Below are 22,060 nucleotides of genomic sequence, written 5' to 3' on the forward strand. Positions count from 1 at the left end.
CGGGGCGCTCTGCACCCGGCCCCTCCCCCACCTTAGGCGGCCGTGAACTCGGCCACGTCCGCGAGCGGGCTGGCCGCGCCGGCGTCGTTCACCGAGCGCACGAGCAGCCGGTAGAACCCGGGCCGCTCGGGCGTGTACGAGAACGTCCAGTGCACCCACAGATCGTCGGTGGAATCCGACACGTCGTACGTGGTCCAGTTCGCGCCGTTGTCGAGCGAGAACTGCACCGACACGATCTGCTTGCCGTAGTCCTCGGCGTACCCGCTGAACGTCACCGGCTTGCCCACGGATACCTGCATCGGAGCGATCATCGTGCGCCCCCTAGCCCTGCGTTCCCGCGAGCACGCCCGCGTTGGGGCTGTTGGGATGCTCGTCGGCCGCACCCGGAGTCGCGGGCGCGACGTCCTCGGTGGACACCACGATTTCCACGACGTCGCGCACGAAGTAGTTCGCCGGCGTCTTCGTCATCCACAGCTGGTTGCTGCCGCCCACGGAGGCCGACAGGTCCTCGTCGTTGATCTCGTAGGACAGCACCGCATGGCGCCCCACCACGTAGCCCAGCGGGAACGTCTGCTGCGTGCCGTCGGCCGACACGAACGTCACGGCGTTCGCACCCGGAGCCGCGCCGGCCTTCGCCAGCAGATGCTCCACCGGGATGCCCGTCACGTCCGCGGTGACGATGGCGCGCCCGCCGGCGGGGTTGCCGCCGCAGGTGCAGGTCATCACGTTGCTGGTCGACTCCTCGTTGGCGAGGTCGCCCACCGAAGCGGTGAACGCCGTTTCCACGTCGCCCGACACGGACAGCTTCCAGCCCAGCGGGTTGTCCGCCACGAGGGGCACCGTCGCGCCGCAGATGGCCTGCGACACGCGCTGGAAGAAGGTCTTGATCACCTCGTTGGACGTGATGGTGGTCTGGTCGAACGAGAACTCGCCCTCCACCTGGGCGGGCGTGACCTGTGCGCTCTCGACAGCCGTGCCGTTCGTCGCGGCCTCGGTGCCGCCGGCGGCCACGGGCTCGTCGGTAGCGGGTTCGCCGGCCAGCGCCACCGCCGGCGCGGCCGCCATGGAGGCGACCATGGTGAACCCCGCGAGGGCAGAGATCGTGGCACGACCGCGTTGCGTCGTTGTTTTCATTATCGTACCCCCTACTCTACCGTGAACATGAACTGGGTGTCGTACTGGCAGACGCGATCGGCGCCGTCGGGCGTGATGCTGGTCGTGCGGATGTCCAACAGGTAGGCGCCGGCCGCGGGCGGCGTGAAGTCCATGCGCCAGTACGTCCAGTTGTCGGCGTTGTTGTCGGGCGTGTCCACCACGGTCCACGTCTCGCCGTGATCGAAGGAGAATTCCATCTTCTTGATGGGCTCGTCCCATGCGTCGGCGAAACCCTCCAGATGCACGGTCTTCGCCTCCTCGCCGGACAGCACGATGCCGGTGGGATAGTTCAGCACGCCGCTGTTGGGCTTGGAGTAGATCTCGCCCGTGCGGTCGTCGGTGAACTGGCCCACGTACAGCTCGGCGTCGATCTTGTCGTCGGGCACCGTCATGAACGTGAGGTTGGAGATGCGCTTCGTGAAGTTGCCGCCGGACGTCTTGTTCACCCAGATCATGCAGGGATAGCCCTGCGAGTTGGGCAGCAGCTCGCCGTCCATCTTCGTGACGATGACCGCGTCGTTCTCAAGCAGCCAGTCGATGCCCATCTTCGCGTAGTCGTACCCGTCGCTGCCGATGGGGCTCACCACGTTGGCGCCCGATTTCGGCTTCGCGTAGTCGATGATGGCCTTCAGCGGAATGCCCTCCACCTCGCTCTGCATGATGGTGGCCTGGCCCACGCCGTTGATGGTGCAGTCCATCTTCATGACCTGCTTCACGGTGCCGAACTGCTGCTCCATCTCGGGAAGCGTCATCTCGACGGGGTTCTCGCAATCGCCGTCGATGGAGATGACCCAGTTCTCGTAGATGGACTTATCCTGCTTGGAATCGTCGGTCAACCACTGGCTGGGCTCGTCTTTCACGGTCTTGAAGATGCGGTTTTCAGCCGGCGTGACCGTGGTCTGATCGTAGGAGACCGAAGCCTTCAGCTCGTCGGCCTTCACGTCGGTGATGCCCTTGTACAGGTCGTACTTGACCTCGTCCCAGCGATCGAACACGCCGGTGTCGGGGTTGATGTAGTGGCACGACTGGCAGTTGCCGTCGTCGTCGTTCAGGAACATCGTGCTGTTCATATGCAGCGTGTGAATGGCATCGGCCAGCTTATGCCCCGAATACGAGTCGGAGTGGCACGCGATGCAGTTCTGATAGCCCTGCTCGGTGGGATACCCGAAGAAGATCAGGCGATGGTACGTAGGCAGGCTCATCAGCGCGTTCTCCAACGTGTGGCACGATGTGCACCCGCGTTTGTCGGCATCGAGGTACGTATTGTTCCATCCCAGCTCATCGGCAGGGACCGGTTGCACGAGGTTGCCGTTGCGGTCGGTATAGCGACGCGGCGCCTTCGCCTTCGCGTTGGCCTCGTTCTTCTCGGTGTTCTTGTAGAAGCCGGGGAGCGCGGCCACGTTGTCGATGAAGCGGCCTTCCGTGGGGAACCCGCTGTACGCCGCCAACTCGTCCACGCCGTCGCCGGCCTTCTCGCTTGCGGCGCTTTCCGCCTTTTTCTCAGGCGCTTTCGCGTCGTCGTTCGCGGCCTTCGGGCTGCAGCCCCATGCTGCGAACGAAGCCACTAGCGCAATCGCCAGCAGCACAACCAGTACTTTCGTCTTGCTTGGACCGTGCGAGCACGATTGCCCGCTCATGATGCGTTTCATTGACCCTCCTTTGACAATGGAATCGGCCGTGCCCTTCCGAAATCCTCCTTCCCCTTCGCCCTCCGTCACTCGTCGTTCGAGCGGCGACGCCTCCGCGGACCGTCACAGTCGGCGATAGGCGTGCGCCGGAAGTCGTAATGCTCGATATAGGTCTTGTCCAGCAGGGACTTTTCATAGAATCCCACGCCCCGGTTATACTCAGCAGCAATGTCGTCCGGGCTTTTGCATTCGTCGCGCAGCGCCCCGTCCTCACGGTAGTATCGGTGAAGGGCTTCGGCGCAGCGCTCCCTCACATAGGTTGCGAACACATCCTCGAACTCGTCCGAGGCCACGAAGAAATGGCGGATCCCGTCATCGTGCTGGCGAAGGAAACCCTGATCGAGCAGACGGGCGAAATCGCTGCGCGCACACGGATACGACACGTCGTAACGCTGCGCGTGGATGCCGTAGGTGAATTCCGCATTGCTGTGTAACACGGCCTCCAGCAGCACCTCCTTCTGACGGAAGTTCATGCTCTCGTCGGAATCGATGATGATGCGAAAACGTTCTCGACGGCGCGCCATGCCGTCCAGTTTGGTCATGAACCATCGCTGCCCCTCGACGAGCATCTGCACCGCCCGCTCGAAGAAGAGCGTCCAATCGCAGAAGCCATCGCACGGCACCACCAGCTCTTCGGGCACAAGGGGCGAATCGCAGACGCGATCGTCGTCATCAAGCGGGAACAATAGCTTGACGACGGGAACATGCGCCGAGAAATGATAGCCGGCACGATGCAGCACGATGAAGTACAGCAAATAGGCAAGAACACCGTTCCCGGCAGAGAACAGGTGGAACGCCTTGAAATAGCAAAGCGCTATCAAAGCATCCACTAAAGTATGGCCACCGTCGGGCGCGCACACGTGAGCGCAGAACGACTCCAGCGCCTTCGCGCGCAGCTCATCCGCCGCGCTCTCGCCACAGCCCTCGATCTCGCGCACCTCCTTGATGGAAATGCCTTCGACGAGCCGTTCGTGCAGACGCTCGATGAACGCTACGGTGAACGGCCCCTCCCGGTAGTCCTCGATGCTTATCAGTATCTTGCCGGCATTCGATACCAGCAGCTCGATGCCGTTGGCGGGCTCGCGCGCCTGCACGCACACGCGCCTGAGCCTCACCGCGTCGAGCTCGGCGTTCTCCAGACGAACCGCGCGCACCACTTCGTCGGCCGCAAGGTTCAACTCGAAGTGACCACCCTCGGGATGGCTCAAAATGCTCCCGTAATGCACGGCCAATCCCTCGTTAACTTGGAACTCTTCAAGCAGCTTGTTCAAACGCCAAGTGGGGGCGTACCAGTTGCCCGAAACGGATCGAACGTCGGCCGGCCCCTCCGCAACCGCCTCGAAGGGGACGGGCAGCACGCGGCCTTGGCATCGGCGCAGGTTGTTGAGCGCGAACCAACACAGCGACAGGTCCTCCTGACGCACGTTGAGCTCGGCCGCCAACGACTCGAGCGTCGGCGCCTTCTTCGCAGCCAGCGCCAAAGCGTTGCCCAACAGCGAGAAATCGTCCATTATGAGCTTCTTCATCATGAGCACCCCTCCCGACCCTCACGTGCATGTTCGCAGATGCGGCGCATGCACTTCAAGGCATCGAGACGCGACTAGAAACTATTTACCACCGGACGTGAAAGGGCTTGCGTTTCGTGGAAAAGCGAAAAGCCCGCGCGCTGGGAAGCGAGCGGGCTCGAATATCCGCGGCCGCGAGAGCGAACCGCATTTGGTCAGGTATTTCGTTCGTTATCGTAGCGCATATAACCGGGCACCCTATCCACCTTGCGCATCTCCACCAGGTCGCCCGCGCCGTAGCGGACGTACAGCGCTCCCGCCCCCTGGGCATCGGAGTACGCAAGATGGACCCAGCCGACCTCGTTGCCGCTCTCGTCTTCCAGCACGTAGACGTTCGGATCGACGGCTTCCTTGAACGCGCCTTTGACATGCGCGCCCGGAGCCTTCGACGCTTCCCACGAGGGCTCGCCGTCGAGCGTCTGAAATGCGATGGTGCCGATGCCGTCCCGGCCGGGATCCCCCTGATAGGCGCCTCTCAGCTCGAACCCTTCGTCGATGCCTCGTCGCATGGCGTTTGAATCGCCCACGGCATTCGCAACCGCGAAGATGCCGACCAGCAGCAACGCTCCCGCCACGCCTATGCCAACGCGCACGAAAAGCTTCTTGCGTTCCATGGGGCACCTCCGCGACCGAATTCCAAACCGGCTTTTCCGCTGGGGCTTCTCTGCGGGTCAGTTTACCATGCTTCGCTACACGGCCGCCAGCGCCTGGTCTATGTCGGCGATGAGGTCCTCGGTGGCTTCGATGCCGCACGACAGGCGGATGAGATCCGGCGTGATGCCGGCAGCCGCCAGCTCCTCGTCGTTCATCTGGCGATGCGTCGCGTTGGCCGGATGCAGCACGCAGGTGCGCGCATCGGCCACGTGCGTGGCTATCTGCGCCAGCTTGAGGTTCGCCATGAACGTCTCGGCCGCGGCGCGCCCGCCGGCCACGCCGAAGCTCACCACGCCGCTGGCGCCGTTCGGCAGGTACTTCTGCGCCAGCTCGTATTGGTCGTCGCCCGGCAAGCCGGGGTAGCGCACCCAGGCGATCTTCGGATGCGCGGCCAGATGCTGCGCCAACGCCAGGCCGTTCTTGCTGTGCTGCGCCATGCGCAGGTGCAGGCTTTCCAGCCCCAGGTTGACGAGGTAGGCGTTCTGCGGCGACTGGATGGCGCCGAAGTCGCGCATGAGCTGGGCCGTCGCCTTCGTGATGAACGCGCCGCCCAAGCCGAAGCGCTCGGTGTACGTCACTCCGTGGTAGCTCTCGTCGGGCTCGCACAGGCCGGGGAACTTGTCGGCATGCGCCGTCCAATCGAACTTCCCGGAGTCCACGATGGCCCCGCCCACGCTGGCGCCATGGCCGTCCATGTACTTCGTGGTGGAGTGCGTCACGATGTCGGCGCCCCACTCGATGGGACGGCAGTTCACCGGCGTGGGGAACGTGTTGTCCACGATCAGCGGCACCCCGTGCGCGTGCGCGGCGGCGGCGAAGCGCTCGATGTCGAGCACCGCCAGCGCCGGATTCGCGATGGCCTCGCCGAACACGGCCTTCGTGTTCGGCCGGAACGCGGCCTCCAGCTCCTCGTCGGTGCAGTCGGGCGAAACGAACGTGCATTCCAGGCCCATGCGCTTCATGGTCACGGCCAGCAGGTTGTACGTGCCGCCGTAGATGGCCGAGCTGGCTACGACATGATCGCCCGCGCCGGCGATGTTGAACACGGCGAAGAAGTTCGCAGCCTGGCCCGACGACGTGAGCATGGCCGCCGTGCCGCCCTCGAGCTCGGCGATTTTGGCCGCCACGAAGTCGTTCGTGGGGTTCGCCAGACGCGTGTAGAAGTACCCGGCCTCCTCGAGGTCGAACAGGCGGCCCATGTGCTCGCTCGTGTCGTACTTCCAGGTGGTGGACTGGTAGATGGGAATCTGGCGCGGCTCGCCGTCGCCGGGACGGTAGCCGCCCTGTACGCAGGTGGTGCTGATGGATTCGCTCATGGATGCTCCTTGTTGCGGGATTGCGGATTGCGCTCTTGCGATCCGGCTCATTATGCCATCATGGTTTACGCGACGGTAGTTCTATCTTCCGATAGCATGTTATCGATAATTCAGATAAACCGGTCATCTGATTAGAAGGTATCATGATACAGACCGTTACGACCGGCACCAGCGTGCCCGCGCGATACCGCGACGATCTACGAAATGCGAGGTTTCCCATGCCCATCAGAATCCCCGACTCCCTGCCCGCGACCGAGGTGCTCGAGGGCGAGAATATCTTCGTGATGACCGAGTACCGCGCCATGCACCAGGACATTCGCCCGCTGAAGGTGCTGCTGCTCAACCTCATGCCCACGAAGATCGTCACCGAGACGCAGATCATGCGCAAACTGTCGAACACCCCGCTGCAAATCGAGGTGAGCCTGCTGCAAACGGCCAGCCACGAGGCGAAGAACGTGTCCGAGCAGCACCTCGACACGTTCTACACCACCTTCGACGAGATCAAGGACCAGCGCTTCGACGGCATGATCATCACCGGAGCGCCGGTTGAGCTGCTCGACTTTGAGGACGTGGATTATTGGGACGAGCTCGCGCGCATCATGGACTGGTCCGCCACGAACGTGCACTCCACCTTCCACATCTGCTGGGGCGCGCAGGCCGGCATCTACCACCATTACGGCATCCCCAAGTACGAGCTGGAGAACAAGCTGTTCGGCGTGTTCGACCACGAAGTGGTGAAGCCGTCGTCGCCGCTGGTGCGCGGGTTCAACGACTCGTTCCGAGCGCCGCACTCGCGTTACACCGAGGTGCACGCTGCCGACATCGAGGCGCACCCCGACCTCGAGCTGATCGCCGTCTCCGACGAGGCCGGCGTCTACATCGCGAAGAGCACCGACAGCCGGCATTTCTTCGTGTTCGGCCACCCCGAGTACGACGCCGACACGCTCATGGCCGAGTACGAGCGCGATATCGCGAAAGGCCTGGACATGCCGCTGCCTCGCCACTACTTCCCGAACGACGATCCGACGCAAGCCCCTCGCGTCACCTGGCGCGCGCACGCGCAGCTGTTGTATACGAACTGGTTGAACTATTATGTGTACCAGACCACGCCCTACGATTTGGCGAAAGTAGGCACCGAAGAGGACAGCGTCCATGAGTGACTCCCAGCGCAAACCGCGCTACATCCTGCGACCGGTGGTGACGCCGGTCGCAGGCGCGCAGCCGACTAAGAGCGCGGCTTCGAAGTCCGAAGCGTCATCCGACCCGTTCCTGCGCCCCGCCCAGGAAGACGACGACGGCTACGACCCGTTCAGCGACCGCCCGCCAACCCCCGAGCCGACCTTCCAGGAAGACCCTTGGCGATAAGAGAACTTCCTCTTTCATTTGATCCTCGATTATGCTCTTTTTTCAGCTGTTTTTTATGCTATAATATCGGCATAGATAGCAACCGGAGAAAACCGAAAGGAGGAATCGCCATGCCCCTCACAGTCAAAGCATCGGAAGCCCGCGCGCAATTTCCGACCATTGCAAAGCGCGTGTATGAGGACAATATCGAGGTAACGGTCATCAAGGGAAGCAAACCCTATGTAAAAATCGTTCCCATCGACGACAATGCCTCGGACGGCGAGAATGGAACCATGTATTTAGATGCATACTTGGAAGCTGCGGACGAGTACCGCGATTTGTTTGAGGCTCTGTCGAAATGAGCGGGCGCGATCCTTCTCCCATACCCAAGCATATCGTGCTCGCCATTCATGAAGACCAACTGAAACGTAACGGGGGAATGCCAGGAGTTCGCGACGAAGGGCTTCTTAATTCGGCTCTAGCTCAGCCTTTCGCCTCTTTCGGAGGACAAGATCTTTATCCTTCCGTGCATGAGAAAGCGGCTCGATACGGCTACGGGGTCATCAAGAACCACCCCTTCGACGACGGAAACAAGCGAACGGGAACGGCTCTCATCATCGCCTTCCTACACGGTAACGGAGTAAAGTTCAAGCCTCGTACGCAGGACTTCTTCGACACCGTCATCGCCGTCGCGAACGGTACTATGAGTTACGACGAGCTTGTCGCCTGGATCGAGAAGCAGATCTAGCGGGAACAAAACGGGGGGCGCTTCAAGTCGAAGCACCCCTCGCCTCTTTTAGTTCCAACCGAGGAACGTGTCGACGTCCAAATCCTCGAAGGTCGTGATGAACCGCTCGGCCTCGGCTGCCAGCTGCTCGCACGTGCCCGAGATATCGCAGTCGTAGATGCCGAGCGTGCGGTAGTTCGCGGCTTTCAGCGTGCGCACGGCGTACACCGAGTCCTCGACGCCCCAGGTGGCGGCAAGCGGCGTGCCCATCGCCTCGCGAGCGTGATCGTACACAGCGGGCTCGCGCTTCGAGGCGCCCACGTCGTCAACCGACACGATGGCGTCGAGGTACGGCGCGAACCCGCAGCGCTCAAGCCCGGCCTGCAAGTACGGCTGCGGGCTGGACGACGCCACACTCATGCGCACCCCGCGCTCGGCCAACGCCTGCACGAACTCGAGCGCTCCCGGCCGCGCCAGAGCGCGCTCGCGGTAGAACTCCAACATGAGCTCGTCCATCATGGCGACCACCTCGTCACCCGACGAACCCAAGCCGAAGCGCTCGTGGAAGAACGCGCCGCACTCGGGAATGGTCATCGCGGTGAGCGCATCGATTTCGGCCGCCGTCAACGTCACGTTCGCACGCCGCGCCAAACCGGCTTCCGTCTCGCGCCACACCATCATCGAGTCGATCAGCGTCCCGTCGCAATCGAAGATCACGCCGATGCGGAATGCGTCCATACGATACCCCCTCAAGGCATGCCGAACGCCGCTAAACCGGCGCCCGGCGAATCGTCTTCTTGTTCCACGAAAGAGTATCAGAAACTTCGCATCCGAGTTTGACCAGGGTCTTGATTTTGCCCAGAGTTAACGCATCCGAGTGCGAGACAGCTACCCAAGATCCTCCACCAGATCGATCAGCTCCTGATGGGTATGGACGTCCAGCTTCTGGTAGATATGCTTCACGTGCGCTTTGATGGTGTTGTACGACACGCATAGCTCGTGCTGGATGAACACGCCCGTCCTACCGCGCGCCAGCAAGTGCAGCACCTCGGTCTCTCGCTTCGTGAGCCCCTTCTGCTGCGAGAGGACCTCGCACCGCTCGTCAACGGTCAGAGCCCTCTCCTCGGAAGCATCGTCTTCATCTGCGCTGTCGACCAAAACAGGCGGAACGCTCTCGCGCACGCCGTTGATGGTTTTCTCGAAACTGAAGTGCTGCAGAAAAACCGACATGGCAACGACAAGGCAAAACACGATACCAGCCACCGCCAGAACCACCACCTGCACATCGCTCGTCCAATAGTGGTTCACGAAACGGCCGGCATTGGCTCCTAGGATGACGCCAATGGCATGCATCGCGGAGCCCCAAGCGAAAACCGAAACGGCACCATGCATGTTGCGCCGGGCCAACGCCGTGAGCACGATCCACTGGAACACGTCGAACGCAGCGATCCCGCAGCTGATCAAACCGTTCGAGATGGAGAACCGAATCAAGTCCGAAGCGGGAACGAGCAGAAGCCCCGCGATCGCAAGCAGCGCGGCCAGCTTCAAAAGCGCATCGGTCGTCAACCGGCGGGGAGCAAGGCATGCGACAACAAGGACCACCGCCAAAATCGCGAGGCTCCAGATCGACGTGGCAGGAATGCCCCCGGTTTCTCCGAACGTGAGCATGAAGCCCTGGACCGCGCTGAACAGAAGGAGGCAGACGAATAGTTGATGGCCGAACGGCAAGAACGACGAAGGCTGCGTGATGGCCATATCGTGCGGCGATTCGTCGCGAGAAAGCCGTGCCATTGTTTCCGAAGCAGTCGGATTCGCCAACAACGCAGCTCCTAGCAAGAGGGCTGCATGGACGGCAAGCGCAAACTCCGAATAGCCCACCGCAATCGCCTGTTTCGCGCCGGCGCATGCCAGCAATCCCGTCACGATGCAGATGGACGCGAGCTTCGTCGGAACAGAGCACAGGGCTATGCCCACCAGGATCGCGCACGCACCCTCGGCAACGGATACCAGGCAGGCGCCTGCCAGCATGACGCCCATCGATCCCAGCCGATCACCCGCCCACACGAGCAGCGACCCTCCCGCAGCTCCGAAGATCGCAATGCCCATGAGCACCTGCCTGCGCAACGCACGCGGACGACGCACCGACACGACGGCGACAGCCACCAGCGCGGCGCCGTTCGCTAACGTACACAGCTCTCGAATGAAGGAAAGCTGCGTGTCGTACAGAGGAAACAGATGCACGTTCAGCGACCAACTGCTCAACGTCAGCAACGCCAACGCAAGGCCCTGCGCAAACGAGAACAAGCCCGCCTTCGGCGGCGCGACCCCCTCGCCGTTCTGCTCCCGTGATCTCAACATGCCCGTATTGTAGCCGAAACACTCCATCTGGTTAACCGGCGTAAGAAGCTTTCTACCTGGGGTTACCCAAAAATTACCCACTGAGGGTGATGAAGTTTGCCCACGGCGACCCTAGGATGCACCCTCGAACCGCCGCAGCGCGGAGCACCGCCTGCACAACTCGCGAACAAGGGAGGGACCTATGAGCACCAAACATGCACAGGGCATATCTCGTCGAAGCTTCCTCGCAGGAACAGCCTTGGCAAGCACCGGAGCCGTTTTGGGACTGGCCGGATGCGCGCCGAAGGAGAACAAGGGCGCCGAAGAAGCGAACGCTGAAACGGGCAGCACATCGTCCGATTGGCTGGGCTCGGAGCCGACCGTTCAGGAAAGCGACATCGTCGAAACCATCGACACCGAATTCCTGATCGTCGGCGCTGGCACAGGCGGCCTGTTCGCCGCATGCGCAGCCGGAGAAGAGGGCATCGAGACGTTCGTTCTGGAGAAGTACAACGGCGGCGTCGTGCGCGACGACGTCGGAGGCGTGAACTCTCGCCTTCAGCAGGAAAGCGGATACACGATGGATCTGCAGGAGTACCTGCTCGACATGAACCACTACGCCGCAGGCCAATGCAATCTCAACCTTCATAAGACGTGGTACGAAAAATCGGGCGAAACCATCGACTGGTACGAGACCGTGCTCGACCAGTACGGCGTGAAGCTCTGGCATGAAGCCGCCGAAGAAAAGCACGAGACGAACTACAAGCACTGGGCAACCGGTCATTCGCCCGCCTGGCCGGAAGATGGCTCGCTTAACGGATTCACCGTGCTGTCCGATTACGCCGAGAAGACCGGCCATGTGACGTTCCGCTACAACACGCCCATGGTCAAGTTGGTTGTGGAAGGCGACAAGGTGGTCGGCGCCATCGGCAAAGGCGAGAACGGATACATCCAGGTCAACGCCAGCAAGGGCGTGCTGGTATCCACCGGCGGCTACGGCATCAACGTCGACATGCAGAAGGCGCTGCAGCCGCATACCACCAGCCTGTATGGGTTCAACTCCGCGCAGCCGGGTTGCGAAGGCGACGGCATCAAGGCCTGCCTGTGGGCGGGTGCGAAGATGGACGATACGCATTCCAGCATGCTGTTCGATCGCGGCGGCCTGCCGGCCGACTCGCTTGGCGGAGCCGATTGCGGCGTAGGCACGCTCTTCTGGATGGGAAGCCAGCCCTGGCTCAAGGTGAACCTGAACGGCGAGCGCTTCTGCAACGAATCCGGCACGTACGACTTCGTGCTGCACTCCGACGCCCAGCAGCCGGGTTCCATCCACGTCACGCTCTGGGATGCCGATTTCGCCACCTACGCCGAGCAATTCGACATGCACGGATGCTCGCGCCTCTTCCCCTTCGACAACGGCGCCGCGCCGAACATCCCCATCCAGGCGGTTATGGGCATGAACGAAGAGCTGGCGGCCAAGGGCTACATCCAAAAAGCCGACACCTTGGAAGAGCTGGCCGGGAAGCTCGGGTTGCCCGCCGACGCGCTCATCGCCACGGTGGAGCGCAATAACGAGAACTACGATAATCAGGTCGACCCCGATTTCGGGAAAGAGCCGTTCCGTCTCTCACCCGTGCGAAACCCGCCGTTCTACGGCATCCGCAACACCGGCATGCTGTTGTGCACCATGGACGGGATCAACATCAACACCCAAGGCCAGGCGCTGCGCGCAGACGGCAGCGTGATCGAGGGTCTGTACGTGACCGGCAACGACTCGGGCGGATACTACTCCATGACGTATCCGAACCTCTCGACCGGCAACGCCTGCGGCCGCACCGTCACGTTCGGCCGCATGATCGCGAAGAACCTGGCGAAGTAGCCGACCCCCAAAATCCCCTCCCCTCCTGAAAGGCCCGATCGACGCGCATGATGGCGTCGATCGGGCCTTCGCATTCGCTTGGACGGGAACAGCTGAAGAAACCAGGGGGTCGGCTCAGCCTTACTTCACGCCGTACTGCTCGTAGTAGGCATCCAGCGCCGCCTTCACGTCGTCGTCAATGACCACGCGCCCCTGCACTTCGCGGTTGTACAGGCATTCGGTCACCTCGGCCATGCTCACGATGGACGCGACGGGGAAACCGTACTTCTCCTGCACTTCCTGCTGCGCAGTCACTACGCCGCCTTTGCCCACTTCCATGCGGTTGAGCGACACAATGAGGCCCTTGACGTCCACATCGGCCGCGCCCTTGAGCACGGGATACGTCTCATCTATGGACTTGCCGGACGTGGTGACGTCCTCCACCATGATCACGCGGTCGCCGTCGTGCAGCTCGCTTCCCAGCAGGTTGCCCGCATCGGCGCCGTGGTCTTTGACTTCCTTGCGGTTGGAGCAGTAGCGCGCTTCCTTGCCGTACAGCTCCTGCAAGCCGATGACCGTGATCACCGACAGCGGAATGCCCTTGTACGCCGGCCCGAACACCACGTCGAAGTCCAGCCCAAAAGTATCATGGATGGCGCGCGCGTAATACAAGCCCAAGCGGTGCAGCTGCTCGCCCGTCACGTAGGCGCCCGCATTCATGAAGAAGGGGGACTTCCTGCCGCTTTTCAGCGTGAACTCGCCGAACTTGAGCACTTCGCTTTCAACCATGAACTCGATGAACTCTTGCTTGTACTGCTCCATGAGGGGTCCCTTCCTTCTCTTTCACCGCGCAGCCGCGCGCCCGCTGCGAACCATGATACTAGAAAGCGCCGACCGCCGGGACGTGGGCGCAAAATGCAACCCATGACAATTTTGGGCGGCCTTTCAGCCCCCTTGCGCCGGATCGTCGAGAAGCGGATCGGCATATGCCCAGCTCGCAAGCTTCTCGAGGCGCCCTGACTCCGAGTTCTCCATGGGAAACATTGTCATGGGCGCCGTTTTGCGCCCAAGGCGGCGAGCATCTCGCCCGCCGCCGTCGACATGTCAGATCCCGCGCCCCCTACCCTTGCTTCCCCAGCAGCTCGCGCACATGGGCGCTCGATGTCCTCAAGCGCTCGGCGGCCGCCTTGATGTCGGACACGTTGTCAACCGACGCCGCCTCGGCCTCGCGCGCCTTCTTGCCGAAACCGGCGGGGCGCTTCGACAGCGCCTTGCGCAGCGTTTCGGCGTCGGCCTTGACCTGCTTCTTCTCGTCTTTCTCCAACTGCTTTCCAACCTGGCCGAGCGCCCGGTCCACCTCGTTCAGCAGACCCTGCGCCTCCTCGCGCGCCAGCATGGCCTCGCGTCGCTCGCTGTCCTGCGCGGCGTACTGCTCGGCATCGCGAATGGCGCGCTCGATGTCGTCGTCGGACATGCGGCCGGAGTCGTCGATGGTGATGGACTGCGCCTTGCCCGTGTCCAGATCCTTCGCCGACACGGTGAGGATGCCGTTCGCGTCGATGTCGAACGTCACCTCGATCTGCGGCACGCCGGCCGGCGCGCGCTTGATGCCCTTCAGCTTGAACGTGCCGATGGACTTGTTGTCCTTCGCCATGGGGCGCTCGCCCTGCAGCACGTGGATCTCCACGCTGGTCTGGAACGCGGCGGCGGTGCTGAACACCTGCGAGTAGTGCACCGGCAGCGTGGTGTTGCGCTCCACGAGGCGCGTCGCCACGCCGCCCACCGTCTCGATGGACAGGCTGAGCGGCGTCACGTCTAAAAGCAGGATGCTGTTATCGGCCTTCACCAGGCCCGTCGACGTGCCGGACAGCGTGGCACCCTGGATAGCGGCGCCCATGGCTACGCACTCGTCGGGGTTGATGGACGCGGACGGCTCCTTGCCCGTGAGCTTGCGCACATGGTCCTGAACGGCCGGAATGCGCGTGGAGCCGCCCACCAGCAGCACGCAGCCCAGCTCGGACGCGGCGATGCCGGCGTCGTTGAGCGCGGTCTGCACGGGACCCGACGTGCGCTCCACCAGATCGCGCGTCATGTCGTTGAACGCGGCGCGCGTGAGCGTGGCCTCGAGGTGCAGCGGGCCCGACGGGCCCTGCGCCAAGAACGGGAGGTTGACATGCGCGGTATCGAGCGACGAAAGCTCCTTCTTCGCCTCGCGGGCCGCCTCGGTGACGCGCTGCATGGCCGCCTGGTTGCCCCGCAGGTCAACCCCATGCTCGCGCTTGAAGGCGTCCAGCAGGTGCGCAGCCACGCGCTCGTCGAAGTCGTCGCCGCCCAGATGGTTGTCGCCCGACGTGGCCAGCACCTCAATGACGTCGTCGCCGATCTCGATGACCGACACGTCGAACGTGCCGCCGCCCAGGTCGTACACCATCACCTTCTGCGGCGTGCCGTTGTCCAAGCCGTAGGCGAGAGCTGCAGCCGTGGGCTCGTTGATGATGCGCAGCACGTCGAGGCCTGCAATGCGCCCGGCGTCCTTCGTGGCCTGGCGCTGCGCATCGTCGAAGTACGCGGGCACCGTGATAACCGCCTGCGTGACATCCTGGCCAAGAAACGCCTCGGCATCGCGGCGCAGTTTGCGCAGGATCATGGCCGACAGCTCCTGCGGCGAGTAGGGCTTGCCGTCGATGTTGGCGCGCCAATCGCTGCCCATGCGGCGCTTGACCGACTCGATGGTGCGGTCGGGGTTCACCGCCGCCTGGCGGCACGCGATGGTTCCCACCAGGCGCTCGCCTTCCTTCGAAAACGCGATCACGCTGGGCGTGGTGCGCTCCCCTTCCGCGTTCGGCACGATAACGGGCCGGCCGCCCTCCACCGTAGCCGCGCAGCTGTTCGTCGTTCCTAAGTCGATGCCGATCGTTGCCATGAGTGCGTCCTTTCGGGTTGAGATTGCATAGGTGCAAGTGCGAAAACTCGAATCACCGGTAGTTCGTAGCGTCAGCGAGGGTTTCCGTGGTGCCCGAGATCGTGGGGAGGGCGAGGGCGTGGCGTACTTCGGTACGCAAGCCCTCGGACTCGCCGCGAGATCGGGCACCATGGGAAGCCGCAGCGTCGAGCGGTTCCGACGGCCGGCAGGCCGCCGGAACCTAAAACGGCATCCCGCACAGCCGGCACAACGAGGGGCCCAGGCACCAGATGCCGCAGCAGAGGATGCTGGGGTCGATGCCCATGCTGAAGCCTTGCGATTGGCTTTCCTGCTGGTAGGTTTGGCCAGTCTGCTGGAACTGCCGCTGCGCGCGCTGGTAGTCCGGGTTGTTCGGATCCATGCGCACCGCGCGCCTGATCTGCTCGAGCGCCATCAGCGTGTTGCCCGCCGCGTCGTTGGCCAGCGCGCTGAGGTAGTACCAGCGGGCCGAGCGGCCGTCGCTGGTCACCGTGTTCAGGATGTCCACCGCCTGCTGACCGCGCCCGGCGTTGATGGCGTCGATGGCGTTGCGCATCTGTACGTTGTCGCCCGCGGCCGCCTCGGGATGGATGGGCTCGCGGCTGCCGTAACCTGCGCCGCCAAAGCCGAACAGGTCGTCGAAGTCGAACCCGAAGCCGCCCGACCAGCCGTACGGCCCCTCGGTCCCGTAACCCGAACCGCCCGCGCCCTGCCCCTGGCCTGCTCCGCCGTATCCCGCGCCGCCTCCGTAGCCCGCGCTACCCTGCGGCCCGGATGCCGCCCCGGCGCGACGGTCGCGCGCCGCGTACTTCTCGGGGTTGACGATGCGGTCGTACGCCTCGTTGATCTTGTTCATGCGATCCGCCGCCGCAGGATCGTTCGGGTTCAGATCGGGATGGTTCTCGCGAGCCTTCTTGCGGTACGCCTTCTTCACCTCGTCGGCGGACGCATCACGGCTCACGCCCAGCACGTCGTAGGGATTCTCAACCACGGCGCTTCTCCTTATCGTTTTCCAACGCGTAGTACTTCTGCCACACGCCCGCGTACACCACGCTGCGCAGCAGGCGCAGGTCGCGCTCCAGCGGCAAGCGCTCGAACGCCTCGGCCACGCCCGCCGCCAGCAGGTGCAGATCCTCGCGCATATCCTCCGCGCTCATATCCATAGCAACCAGCGGGTTATAGCTGCCCGATGCCCGGTCGTCCTCGTAGTCCATCACGGCGTCCATCACGTACACGAACTTGCCCAGACGGGCGCCCACCGTCCGCAGGTCGTCCGCCCAGTAATCGTCGGGACGGTACACGAACAGCTCGCCCATCAGCACGCCGAAGCGGTTGGCCGCCGCATCGGGAGCGGGCACCTCGCCGCCCGGAGCGGCGCCCGCTTCGCGCGCAGCGGCCTCGATGGCTCCGATGTCGGCCATGCCCGTCTCGACGGCCTCGCAGATGCGAGGGTTCCTTTCGCGGATGGCACGGTAGGATCCGGCCAGCATGCCCGCAAACGCCCGAGCCCGCACGCTGCGATCGTCGTTCCAGTCGTCGAGGCCCTTGTAGTACGCAAGCGCCACCGTCACGTCGGCCGCATAGTCGATACATGCCGAACGCACGAACCCGTGCGCCTTCACCGGATGGGGCGCGCAGCGTCCCTCGCCCTCGCGCTCCTCCGGCTCGTACAGCGAGCCCAGCAACAGCGCCAAAAACACCAGGTCGTACGTCAGCGCCAAGCGACAGTGCTGCCCGCATCGCTCGCCGATCGCGCGACACAACCCGCAGTACGCTCGATGGTAGCGTTCGCGCTCGGCTTCGTCCAAGCCCTCCAAACGGGGCACCACGTATCCGAACATCCTCAGCGCACCAGCTTTCCCGAAAAGGCGCTGAGCGCCTGGAAACCTTCGAGGATCGCATCGAACGTCTCTTGCGGCTCGGCCGAGAACGCCCTGCCGTAACGACGCTGCACCTCGCCGTCGACGCTGGCCAACAGCGCGCGGCCTTCGTCGGTGACATGCAGCCGCAGCGACCGGCGGTCGGTCTGGCTGCGCTGGCGCTCGATGAGCCCTCGATTCTCCAGCTTGCGGCACACGGGCGAGAAGTTCGTGCGCAGGATGCCGGCGCGGTCGCTCAGCTGGCCCGCGGTCAAACCCGGCGTGCGCATCAGCTCCACCAGCACGTGCATCTGCTGCAACGTCAGGCCGTGCTCCTGGCAGATCGGCGTCATCGTATCGTGCAGTATCTTCTGCAAGTCGTAGGTGATGGCGAACAGCTCGCGCTTGAAAGCTGCGATATCCACGGCGGACCTTTACGACTTCTGCTTCGTCTCGGTCTTGCACTTCGGGCACACCACGCGCAGCGTGCCCTTGCCGCGCGGCACCGACAGCACCTGGCCGCAACCCTTGCACTTGAAGTAGCGCGTGGTCTTGCGGTTCGTCCACTTCTTGCGCATCAGCGACAGCTGCTTGCGCGGCTTCTCCACGATGCGCTCGAACGTCGCGTTCTCGCGGTCGCGGGCGGCGATGTTCTTCGAGTAGCTGCGGAACAGCGAATACGCCAGCACGATCAGCGCCACCCAAGACAGCAGGTCAAGCCCAGGAATCAGCGAGGCGAACAGTAGCACGATACCCGCAACCACCAAGAAGTTGGAGAATGTGTCGGCGCCGCGGCGCCCCTGCATCATGCCCGACAGCTTCCACTGCAACCGCTCCAGAAAACCCTTCACGCGAACCTCTTCTCCTTCATGCCTGCCTGGCCGCACGCAGCGCAAACGCGCTTCCGCGCACGACGCCGACCGTCGCACGGCCGCTTTCGATCTCTGAAGAAATATAGTATTAAAGTAAGATTATTTTTCGACCAAGACGAGCCGATGTCATCGAACTGACATGTTGCTGCCATAAAGCGCCCACAGGAAAAGGCGCTCCGCATTCGCGGCGCATCGCGTCCTTACGCCATGAACCGCCGCTCGAACTCGTCGATAGCGGACGGCCTCCCGATGAGATACCCCTGCGCCCTCGTGCATCCCGTCGTCTTCAGCGCCTCCAGTTGCTGCTCGGTCTCGATGCCTTCGGCCACCGACTCGATGCTCAGGTCGTCGCACAAAGACGCGAGGCCGCTCACCACGCGCATGGTGCGATCCGTGGCATCGATGCCCCAGATCAACGACCGGTCCATCTTCAGCACGTCGAATTCCAGCTGCACGAACAGCGACACGTTCGCGTTGTCCACCCCGAAGTCGTCGACGGCCACGCTGAAACCGCGGCCCCGCAGATCGTCCGCCACGCAGCGCAGCAGGTCGCCTCCGCGCCCGCGCGCCGACTCGGTCACTTCGATCTCGATGAGCGACGGGTCCACGCCGAAGCGCGCGACCGTTTCCGCCACCCGATCGACAAATCCCTCTTCCCCCACCGTCATGCGCGAGAAGTTCACCGCGATGGGCACTGCCGCACGGCCTTCGCGCTGCCAGCGCGCAACCGTCTCGCACGCGCGCGTCAGGGCGAAGAAGTCCACATCGGCGATCTCGCCCATGTCCTCCAACGCGGGAACGAAGGATGCCGGCTGCACCTCGATCCCCCGCTCGGGGTCGAGGTAGCGGATGAGCGCTTCGGCCCCTACCAGCGCACCGGTTTGCGTTGCCACCTGAGGCATGAGGAAGATGTCGAGCAGCCCGGCCTCCACCGCGTCCCGCGCGCCGCCGGGGCGGATGAGGTCGTTCACCGCTCCGTCCTGCGCCAAGTCGATGCCCAGATCGGTTGCCCGATGCCGCCCGATCTTGACGCGGCGCATGCGGTCGCCCGCCGTGTTCAGCAGCACGGTCGCGTCTTCGCAGCGCTCGCTCCAGGCAAGCCCCACCGAAGCGGGCAGCCCGGCCTCGGCGAAGCGGGCCGTCAGGCTGCGCGTCATGCGGTCGAACTCCTCGTATTCAAGCGGCAGGGCCACCGCGCAGAACTCGTCGTCGCCGATGCGGTACACGCCCTCGCCGAACACCTCGCGCATGGAAGAGCAGATGCGCCGCAGGACCTCGTCGCCCTCGTCGCGGCTGCGCTCCCGGTTCACCACCGCAAGACGGTCGGCATCCACCAGCACGAACCCGATGCTCTCGAACGTCCCGCAGTCGTAATCGCGATGGAACGCGCTGCGCGAGTACGCACCGGTCAATCCGTCTTTCCAGGTCAGCTCGTCAACCTGGCGCTCCGCCATCGCGCGCTTCATGCTGGCGGAGATGAACGACGCCAGGCTGACCAGCGGCTTCTCAATGATTTCCAGGCGGCCTTTCTTCGGATCGTCTGCTCCCATATAGCCTACGAGCCTGCCGTCCACTTCGAGCGGAACGACCACGAGCGACTGGATGCCCTGGACGGACAGCGCCTCGTACTCGTCGGCGCGCTCGCCGTCCTGCAGGTCGTCCACCGAGTTGATGATGACCGCTTCCCCGCGGGTGAACCGCTCGATCCAGTGATCGATCAGCGACAACGGCAAATCGGACAGGTTCTGGATCTCGGGAGACACGCCCTGCGCGCACCACTCGTAGGCGTTCCACATGCGATGGCTCACGATGTTGAAGATGTAGGTGCGATCGGCCTGCAAGAACTCGCCCACCATGCCCAACACCGCGTTGAGCGCCGCATCGAGATCGTCGTTCTCCAGAACCCGGATGCATTCGACGTTCAAACCGTTCGCGCTTGCGAGGAACTTGAACGATTCCTTCTCGCGGTCGTGATCGGTTATGTCGAACGCGATCTCGAGGCGCGCTTGCTTGCCGTTCCAGTCGATCAGCTTGTCGCGCAACAGGTAGTGATGCTTCGTGATGGGGCTCGTGTGCTCCCATTCGAGGAACGCGCCGCCGCTCGGGCGGTTGTTCGTGCAGAACGGGCAGGGGGACGTGCGGTTCTGCAGCGCGGCGTAGCACAGGTGCGTTCCGTCGGCGATGTCCTGGCCGTAAGCCTCTTTGCCGGCCTTGTTGACGAACAGCAGCTGATAGGTGTCGGGGTCGCTGATGTACACGAGCTCGGACAGTCCGTCGAGGAGCGAATCTACTGCGAATTGCACGAGCGCCCCTCTCTGTCCCCGATGTGCCAATATGCCCTCTGATAAGGCATGATTATAGAGGAAGCCCAGGTCGCTGCTAAGGGGGTAGTGTAAAACGAACGGCCCCGCACGAGGCGAGGCCGTTCGAGGGGCGTCGATGTGCGCGCAGGATCACTCCTCCACGCGGATGACGCTGGGCTCATCGCGCAGCACGTCGTCGAGCTCGGCGATCTCGGCCAGCACGTCGCGCACGCTCTTCTCGCGCGCGGTGTGGGTGACGTACACGAGATCCACCTGGCCGCTTTCCTTCTTGCCGCGCTGCACCACCGAGTACACGCTGACGTTGTGCTTGGCGAACACGCCGGCCATCGCGGCCAGCACGCCTGAGCGGTCGGCCACCTTGAAGCGGATGTAGTACTTCGTCTTGAGGTCGTCCATCGGCACGATGGGAAGCTCGTCGGTGCAGGTGCAGCCCACCAGCGGCCCCACGCCCAGCGTGACATGGCGCGCCACTTCCACCACGTCGCCCATCACGGCGCTGGCGGCCGGGCCCGCGCCCGCGCCCTCGCCGAAGAACATCGTCTCGCCCACGGCGTCGCCTGTGACGTAGATGGCGTTGTACACGCCGTCAACGGTGGCCAGCTGGTGCGACAGCGGCAGCATCGTGGGATGCACGCGCACGTCCACGCCCTCGTCGGTGCGGTGCGCCAGCGCCAGCAGCTTCACGCAGTAGCCCATGTCGCGCGCTGCGTCCAAGTCCATCGTGGTGACGTTGCGGATGCCCTCGGTGTGCACGTCGTCGATGGTCACGCGCGAGTTGAACGCGATGGACGCGAGGATGGCGATTTTCGCGGCGGCGTCGAACCCGTCCACGTCGGCGGTGGGGTCGGCCTCCGCGAAGCCCTTCTCCTGTGCCTCCTTGAGCGCGGCGTCGTAGCTGAGCCCGTCCTCCACCATACGCGTGAGCATGTAGTTCGTCGTGCCGTTCACGATACCCATGACCGAGCTGATCTCGTTGGCGATGAGCGAGTGCTTCATCGGGTCGATGATGGGGATGCCGCCGCCCACGCTGGCTTCGAACGCGATCTCCTTGCCGGCCTCGTCGGCCGCGCCCATGACCTCTTCGCCGTACGTTGCCATGAGCGCCTTGTTGGCCGTGACCACGTTCTTGCCCGCCTTGAGAGCGCCCACCACGATGTCGCGCGCCACGGTGGTGCCGCCGATCAGCTCCACCACGATGTCGATGTCCGGATCGTTCAGGATGTCCTGGTAATCCTGCGTGAAGATGTCCTCCACGCCGTGCGCGATAGCCTGCTCGGGGTTGCGCGAGCACACGCGCACGAGCTCCACGTCGATGCCGTAGTGGCGCTTGAAATCCTCGCGGTGGTTCTTCAGGATGTCGATGCACCCGCCGCCGACCGTGCCCGTGCCCACCAGTCCCAGTTTTACCGTCATGCTGCGCTCC

21 protein-coding genes are annotated in these 22,060 nt (G+C 63.6%); 5 read left to right on the forward strand and 16 right to left on the reverse strand.

The features are described from left to right. Positions 1-32: 32 nt before the first annotated feature. The 6 genes from GT613_RS09705 to GT613_RS09730 form a co-directional block, all read right to left on the reverse strand. Positions 33-311 carry a molybdopterin-binding oxidoreductase gene (locus tag GT613_RS09705; protein WP_009305883.1) on the reverse strand — a complete coding sequence of 93 codons (279 nt, stop codon included), beginning with the start codon at positions 309-311 and terminating at the stop codon, positions 33-35. Positions 312-321: 10 nt separating this feature from the next. After that, a complete protein-coding gene (locus tag GT613_RS09710) occupies positions 322-1,134 on the reverse strand; it encodes a molybdopterin-dependent oxidoreductase (protein WP_009305882.1) in 813 nt (270 codons plus the stop codon). An 11-nt stretch (positions 1,135-1,145) separates the two neighbouring features. After that, a complete protein-coding gene (locus GT613_RS09715) occupies positions 1,146-2,804 on the reverse strand; it encodes a molybdopterin-dependent oxidoreductase (protein ID WP_009608157.1) in 1,659 nt (552 codons plus the stop codon). A 65-nt stretch (positions 2,805-2,869) separates the two neighbouring features. Further along, complete coding sequence (locus tag GT613_RS09720; RefSeq protein WP_114518281.1) at positions 2,870-4,372, reverse strand: Fic family protein; 1,503 nt, start codon at positions 4,370-4,372, stop codon at positions 2,870-2,872. Positions 4,373-4,563: 191 nt separating this feature from the next. Beyond that, entirely contained in the window at positions 4,564-5,022 is a 459-nt protein-coding gene (locus GT613_RS09725) for a hypothetical protein (RefSeq protein ID WP_114518280.1), read from the reverse strand. A gap of 75 nt (positions 5,023-5,097) precedes the next feature. Continuing rightward, the gene (locus GT613_RS09730; RefSeq protein ID WP_009305878.1) at positions 5,098-6,378 is read right to left on the reverse strand and encodes an O-acetylhomoserine aminocarboxypropyltransferase/cysteine synthase family protein; all 1,281 of its coding nucleotides are present in this window, start codon (positions 6,376-6,378) and stop codon (positions 5,098-5,100) included. A 218-nt stretch (positions 6,379-6,596) separates the two neighbouring features. On the opposite strand from GT613_RS09730, the gene metA reads away from it, so the two are divergent. From metA to GT613_RS09750, 4 genes are all read left to right on the forward strand, one after another. Next, positions 6,597-7,538, forward strand: coding sequence for a homoserine O-succinyltransferase (gene metA, locus GT613_RS09735; protein WP_015759907.1), 942 nt, complete (start codon positions 6,597-6,599; stop codon positions 7,536-7,538). Further along, positions 7,531-7,743, forward strand: a complete 213-nt coding sequence (locus GT613_RS09740; RefSeq protein WP_009305876.1) for a hypothetical protein — start codon at positions 7,531-7,533, stop codon at positions 7,741-7,743. The genes metA and GT613_RS09740 overlap by 8 nt, the downstream gene beginning before the upstream one ends. Positions 7,744-7,853: 110 nt before the next feature. After that, positions 7,854-8,084: a prevent-host-death protein gene (locus GT613_RS09745; RefSeq protein ID WP_009305875.1), complete on the forward strand. Its 231-nt coding sequence runs from the start codon at positions 7,854-7,856 to the stop codon at positions 8,082-8,084. Continuing rightward, positions 8,081-8,470 (forward strand): type II toxin-antitoxin system death-on-curing family toxin, encoded by a 390-nt coding sequence (locus GT613_RS09750; RefSeq protein ID WP_015759906.1) that lies wholly within the window; start codon positions 8,081-8,083, stop codon positions 8,468-8,470. Before GT613_RS09745 ends, GT613_RS09750 begins: the two co-directional genes overlap by 4 nt. A 48-nt stretch (positions 8,471-8,518) precedes the next feature. Here GT613_RS09750 and GT613_RS09755 read toward each other — a convergent pair whose 3' ends face one another. Both GT613_RS09755 and GT613_RS09760 read right to left on the reverse strand, forming a co-directional pair. Next, positions 8,519-9,187, reverse strand: coding sequence for an HAD family phosphatase (locus tag GT613_RS09755; RefSeq protein WP_009305873.1), 669 nt, complete (start codon positions 9,185-9,187; stop codon positions 8,519-8,521). A gap of 150 nt (positions 9,188-9,337) precedes the next feature. Next, a complete protein-coding gene (locus GT613_RS09760) occupies positions 9,338-10,807 on the reverse strand; it encodes a helix-turn-helix transcriptional regulator (RefSeq protein ID WP_226844248.1) in 1,470 nt (489 codons plus the stop codon). Positions 10,808-10,988: 181 nt separating this feature from the next. On the opposite strand from GT613_RS09760, the gene GT613_RS09765 reads away from it, so the two are divergent. Next, positions 10,989-12,662 carry an FAD-binding protein gene (locus tag GT613_RS09765; RefSeq protein WP_009305871.1) on the forward strand — a complete coding sequence of 558 codons (1,674 nt, stop codon included), beginning with the start codon at positions 10,989-10,991 and terminating at the stop codon, positions 12,660-12,662. 120 nt (positions 12,663-12,782) lie between these two features. Here GT613_RS09765 and pyrE read toward each other — a convergent pair whose 3' ends face one another. From pyrE to GT613_RS09810, 8 genes are all read right to left on the reverse strand, one after another. Next, positions 12,783-13,463, reverse strand: a complete 681-nt coding sequence (gene pyrE / locus GT613_RS09770) for an orotate phosphoribosyltransferase (RefSeq protein WP_009305870.1) — start codon at positions 13,461-13,463, stop codon at positions 12,783-12,785. Positions 13,464-13,761: 298 nt separating this feature from the next. Then, positions 13,762-15,564: a molecular chaperone DnaK gene (gene dnaK, locus GT613_RS09775; protein WP_009608198.1), complete on the reverse strand. Its 1,803-nt coding sequence runs from the start codon at positions 15,562-15,564 to the stop codon at positions 13,762-13,764. Between the two features lie 220 nt (positions 15,565-15,784). Then, positions 15,785-16,573 carry a DnaJ domain-containing protein gene (locus GT613_RS09785; protein ID WP_114518276.1) on the reverse strand — a complete coding sequence of 263 codons (789 nt, stop codon included), beginning with the start codon at positions 16,571-16,573 and terminating at the stop codon, positions 15,785-15,787. Beyond that, positions 16,566-17,411, reverse strand: coding sequence for a DUF5685 family protein (locus GT613_RS09790; protein ID WP_231566061.1), 846 nt, complete (start codon positions 17,409-17,411; stop codon positions 16,566-16,568). Before GT613_RS09790 ends, GT613_RS09785 begins: the two co-directional genes overlap by 8 nt. Before the next feature lie 14 nt (positions 17,412-17,425). Next, positions 17,426-17,866, reverse strand: coding sequence for a MarR family winged helix-turn-helix transcriptional regulator (locus GT613_RS09795; RefSeq protein WP_009305866.1), 441 nt, complete (start codon positions 17,864-17,866; stop codon positions 17,426-17,428). Between the two features lie 9 nt (positions 17,867-17,875). Beyond that, the gene (locus tag GT613_RS09800) at positions 17,876-18,292 is read right to left on the reverse strand and encodes a hypothetical protein (protein ID WP_009305865.1); all 417 of its coding nucleotides are present in this window, start codon (positions 18,290-18,292) and stop codon (positions 17,876-17,878) included. Between the two features lie 221 nt (positions 18,293-18,513). Next, positions 18,514-20,616 (reverse strand): sensor domain-containing phosphodiesterase, encoded by a 2,103-nt coding sequence (locus GT613_RS09805; protein WP_009305864.1) that lies wholly within the window; start codon positions 20,614-20,616, stop codon positions 18,514-18,516. A 150-nt stretch (positions 20,617-20,766) separates the two neighbouring features. Further along, positions 20,767-22,050: a homoserine dehydrogenase gene (locus GT613_RS09810; protein WP_009305863.1), complete on the reverse strand. Its 1,284-nt coding sequence runs from the start codon at positions 22,048-22,050 to the stop codon at positions 20,767-20,769. Positions 22,051-22,060: the final 10 nt, after the last annotated feature.

The organism is Eggerthella sp. BIOML-A4 (assembly GCF_009875575.1).
In the GTDB taxonomy this organism is placed as follows: Bacteria; Actinomycetota; Coriobacteriia; order Coriobacteriales; family Eggerthellaceae; genus Eggerthella; species Eggerthella lenta.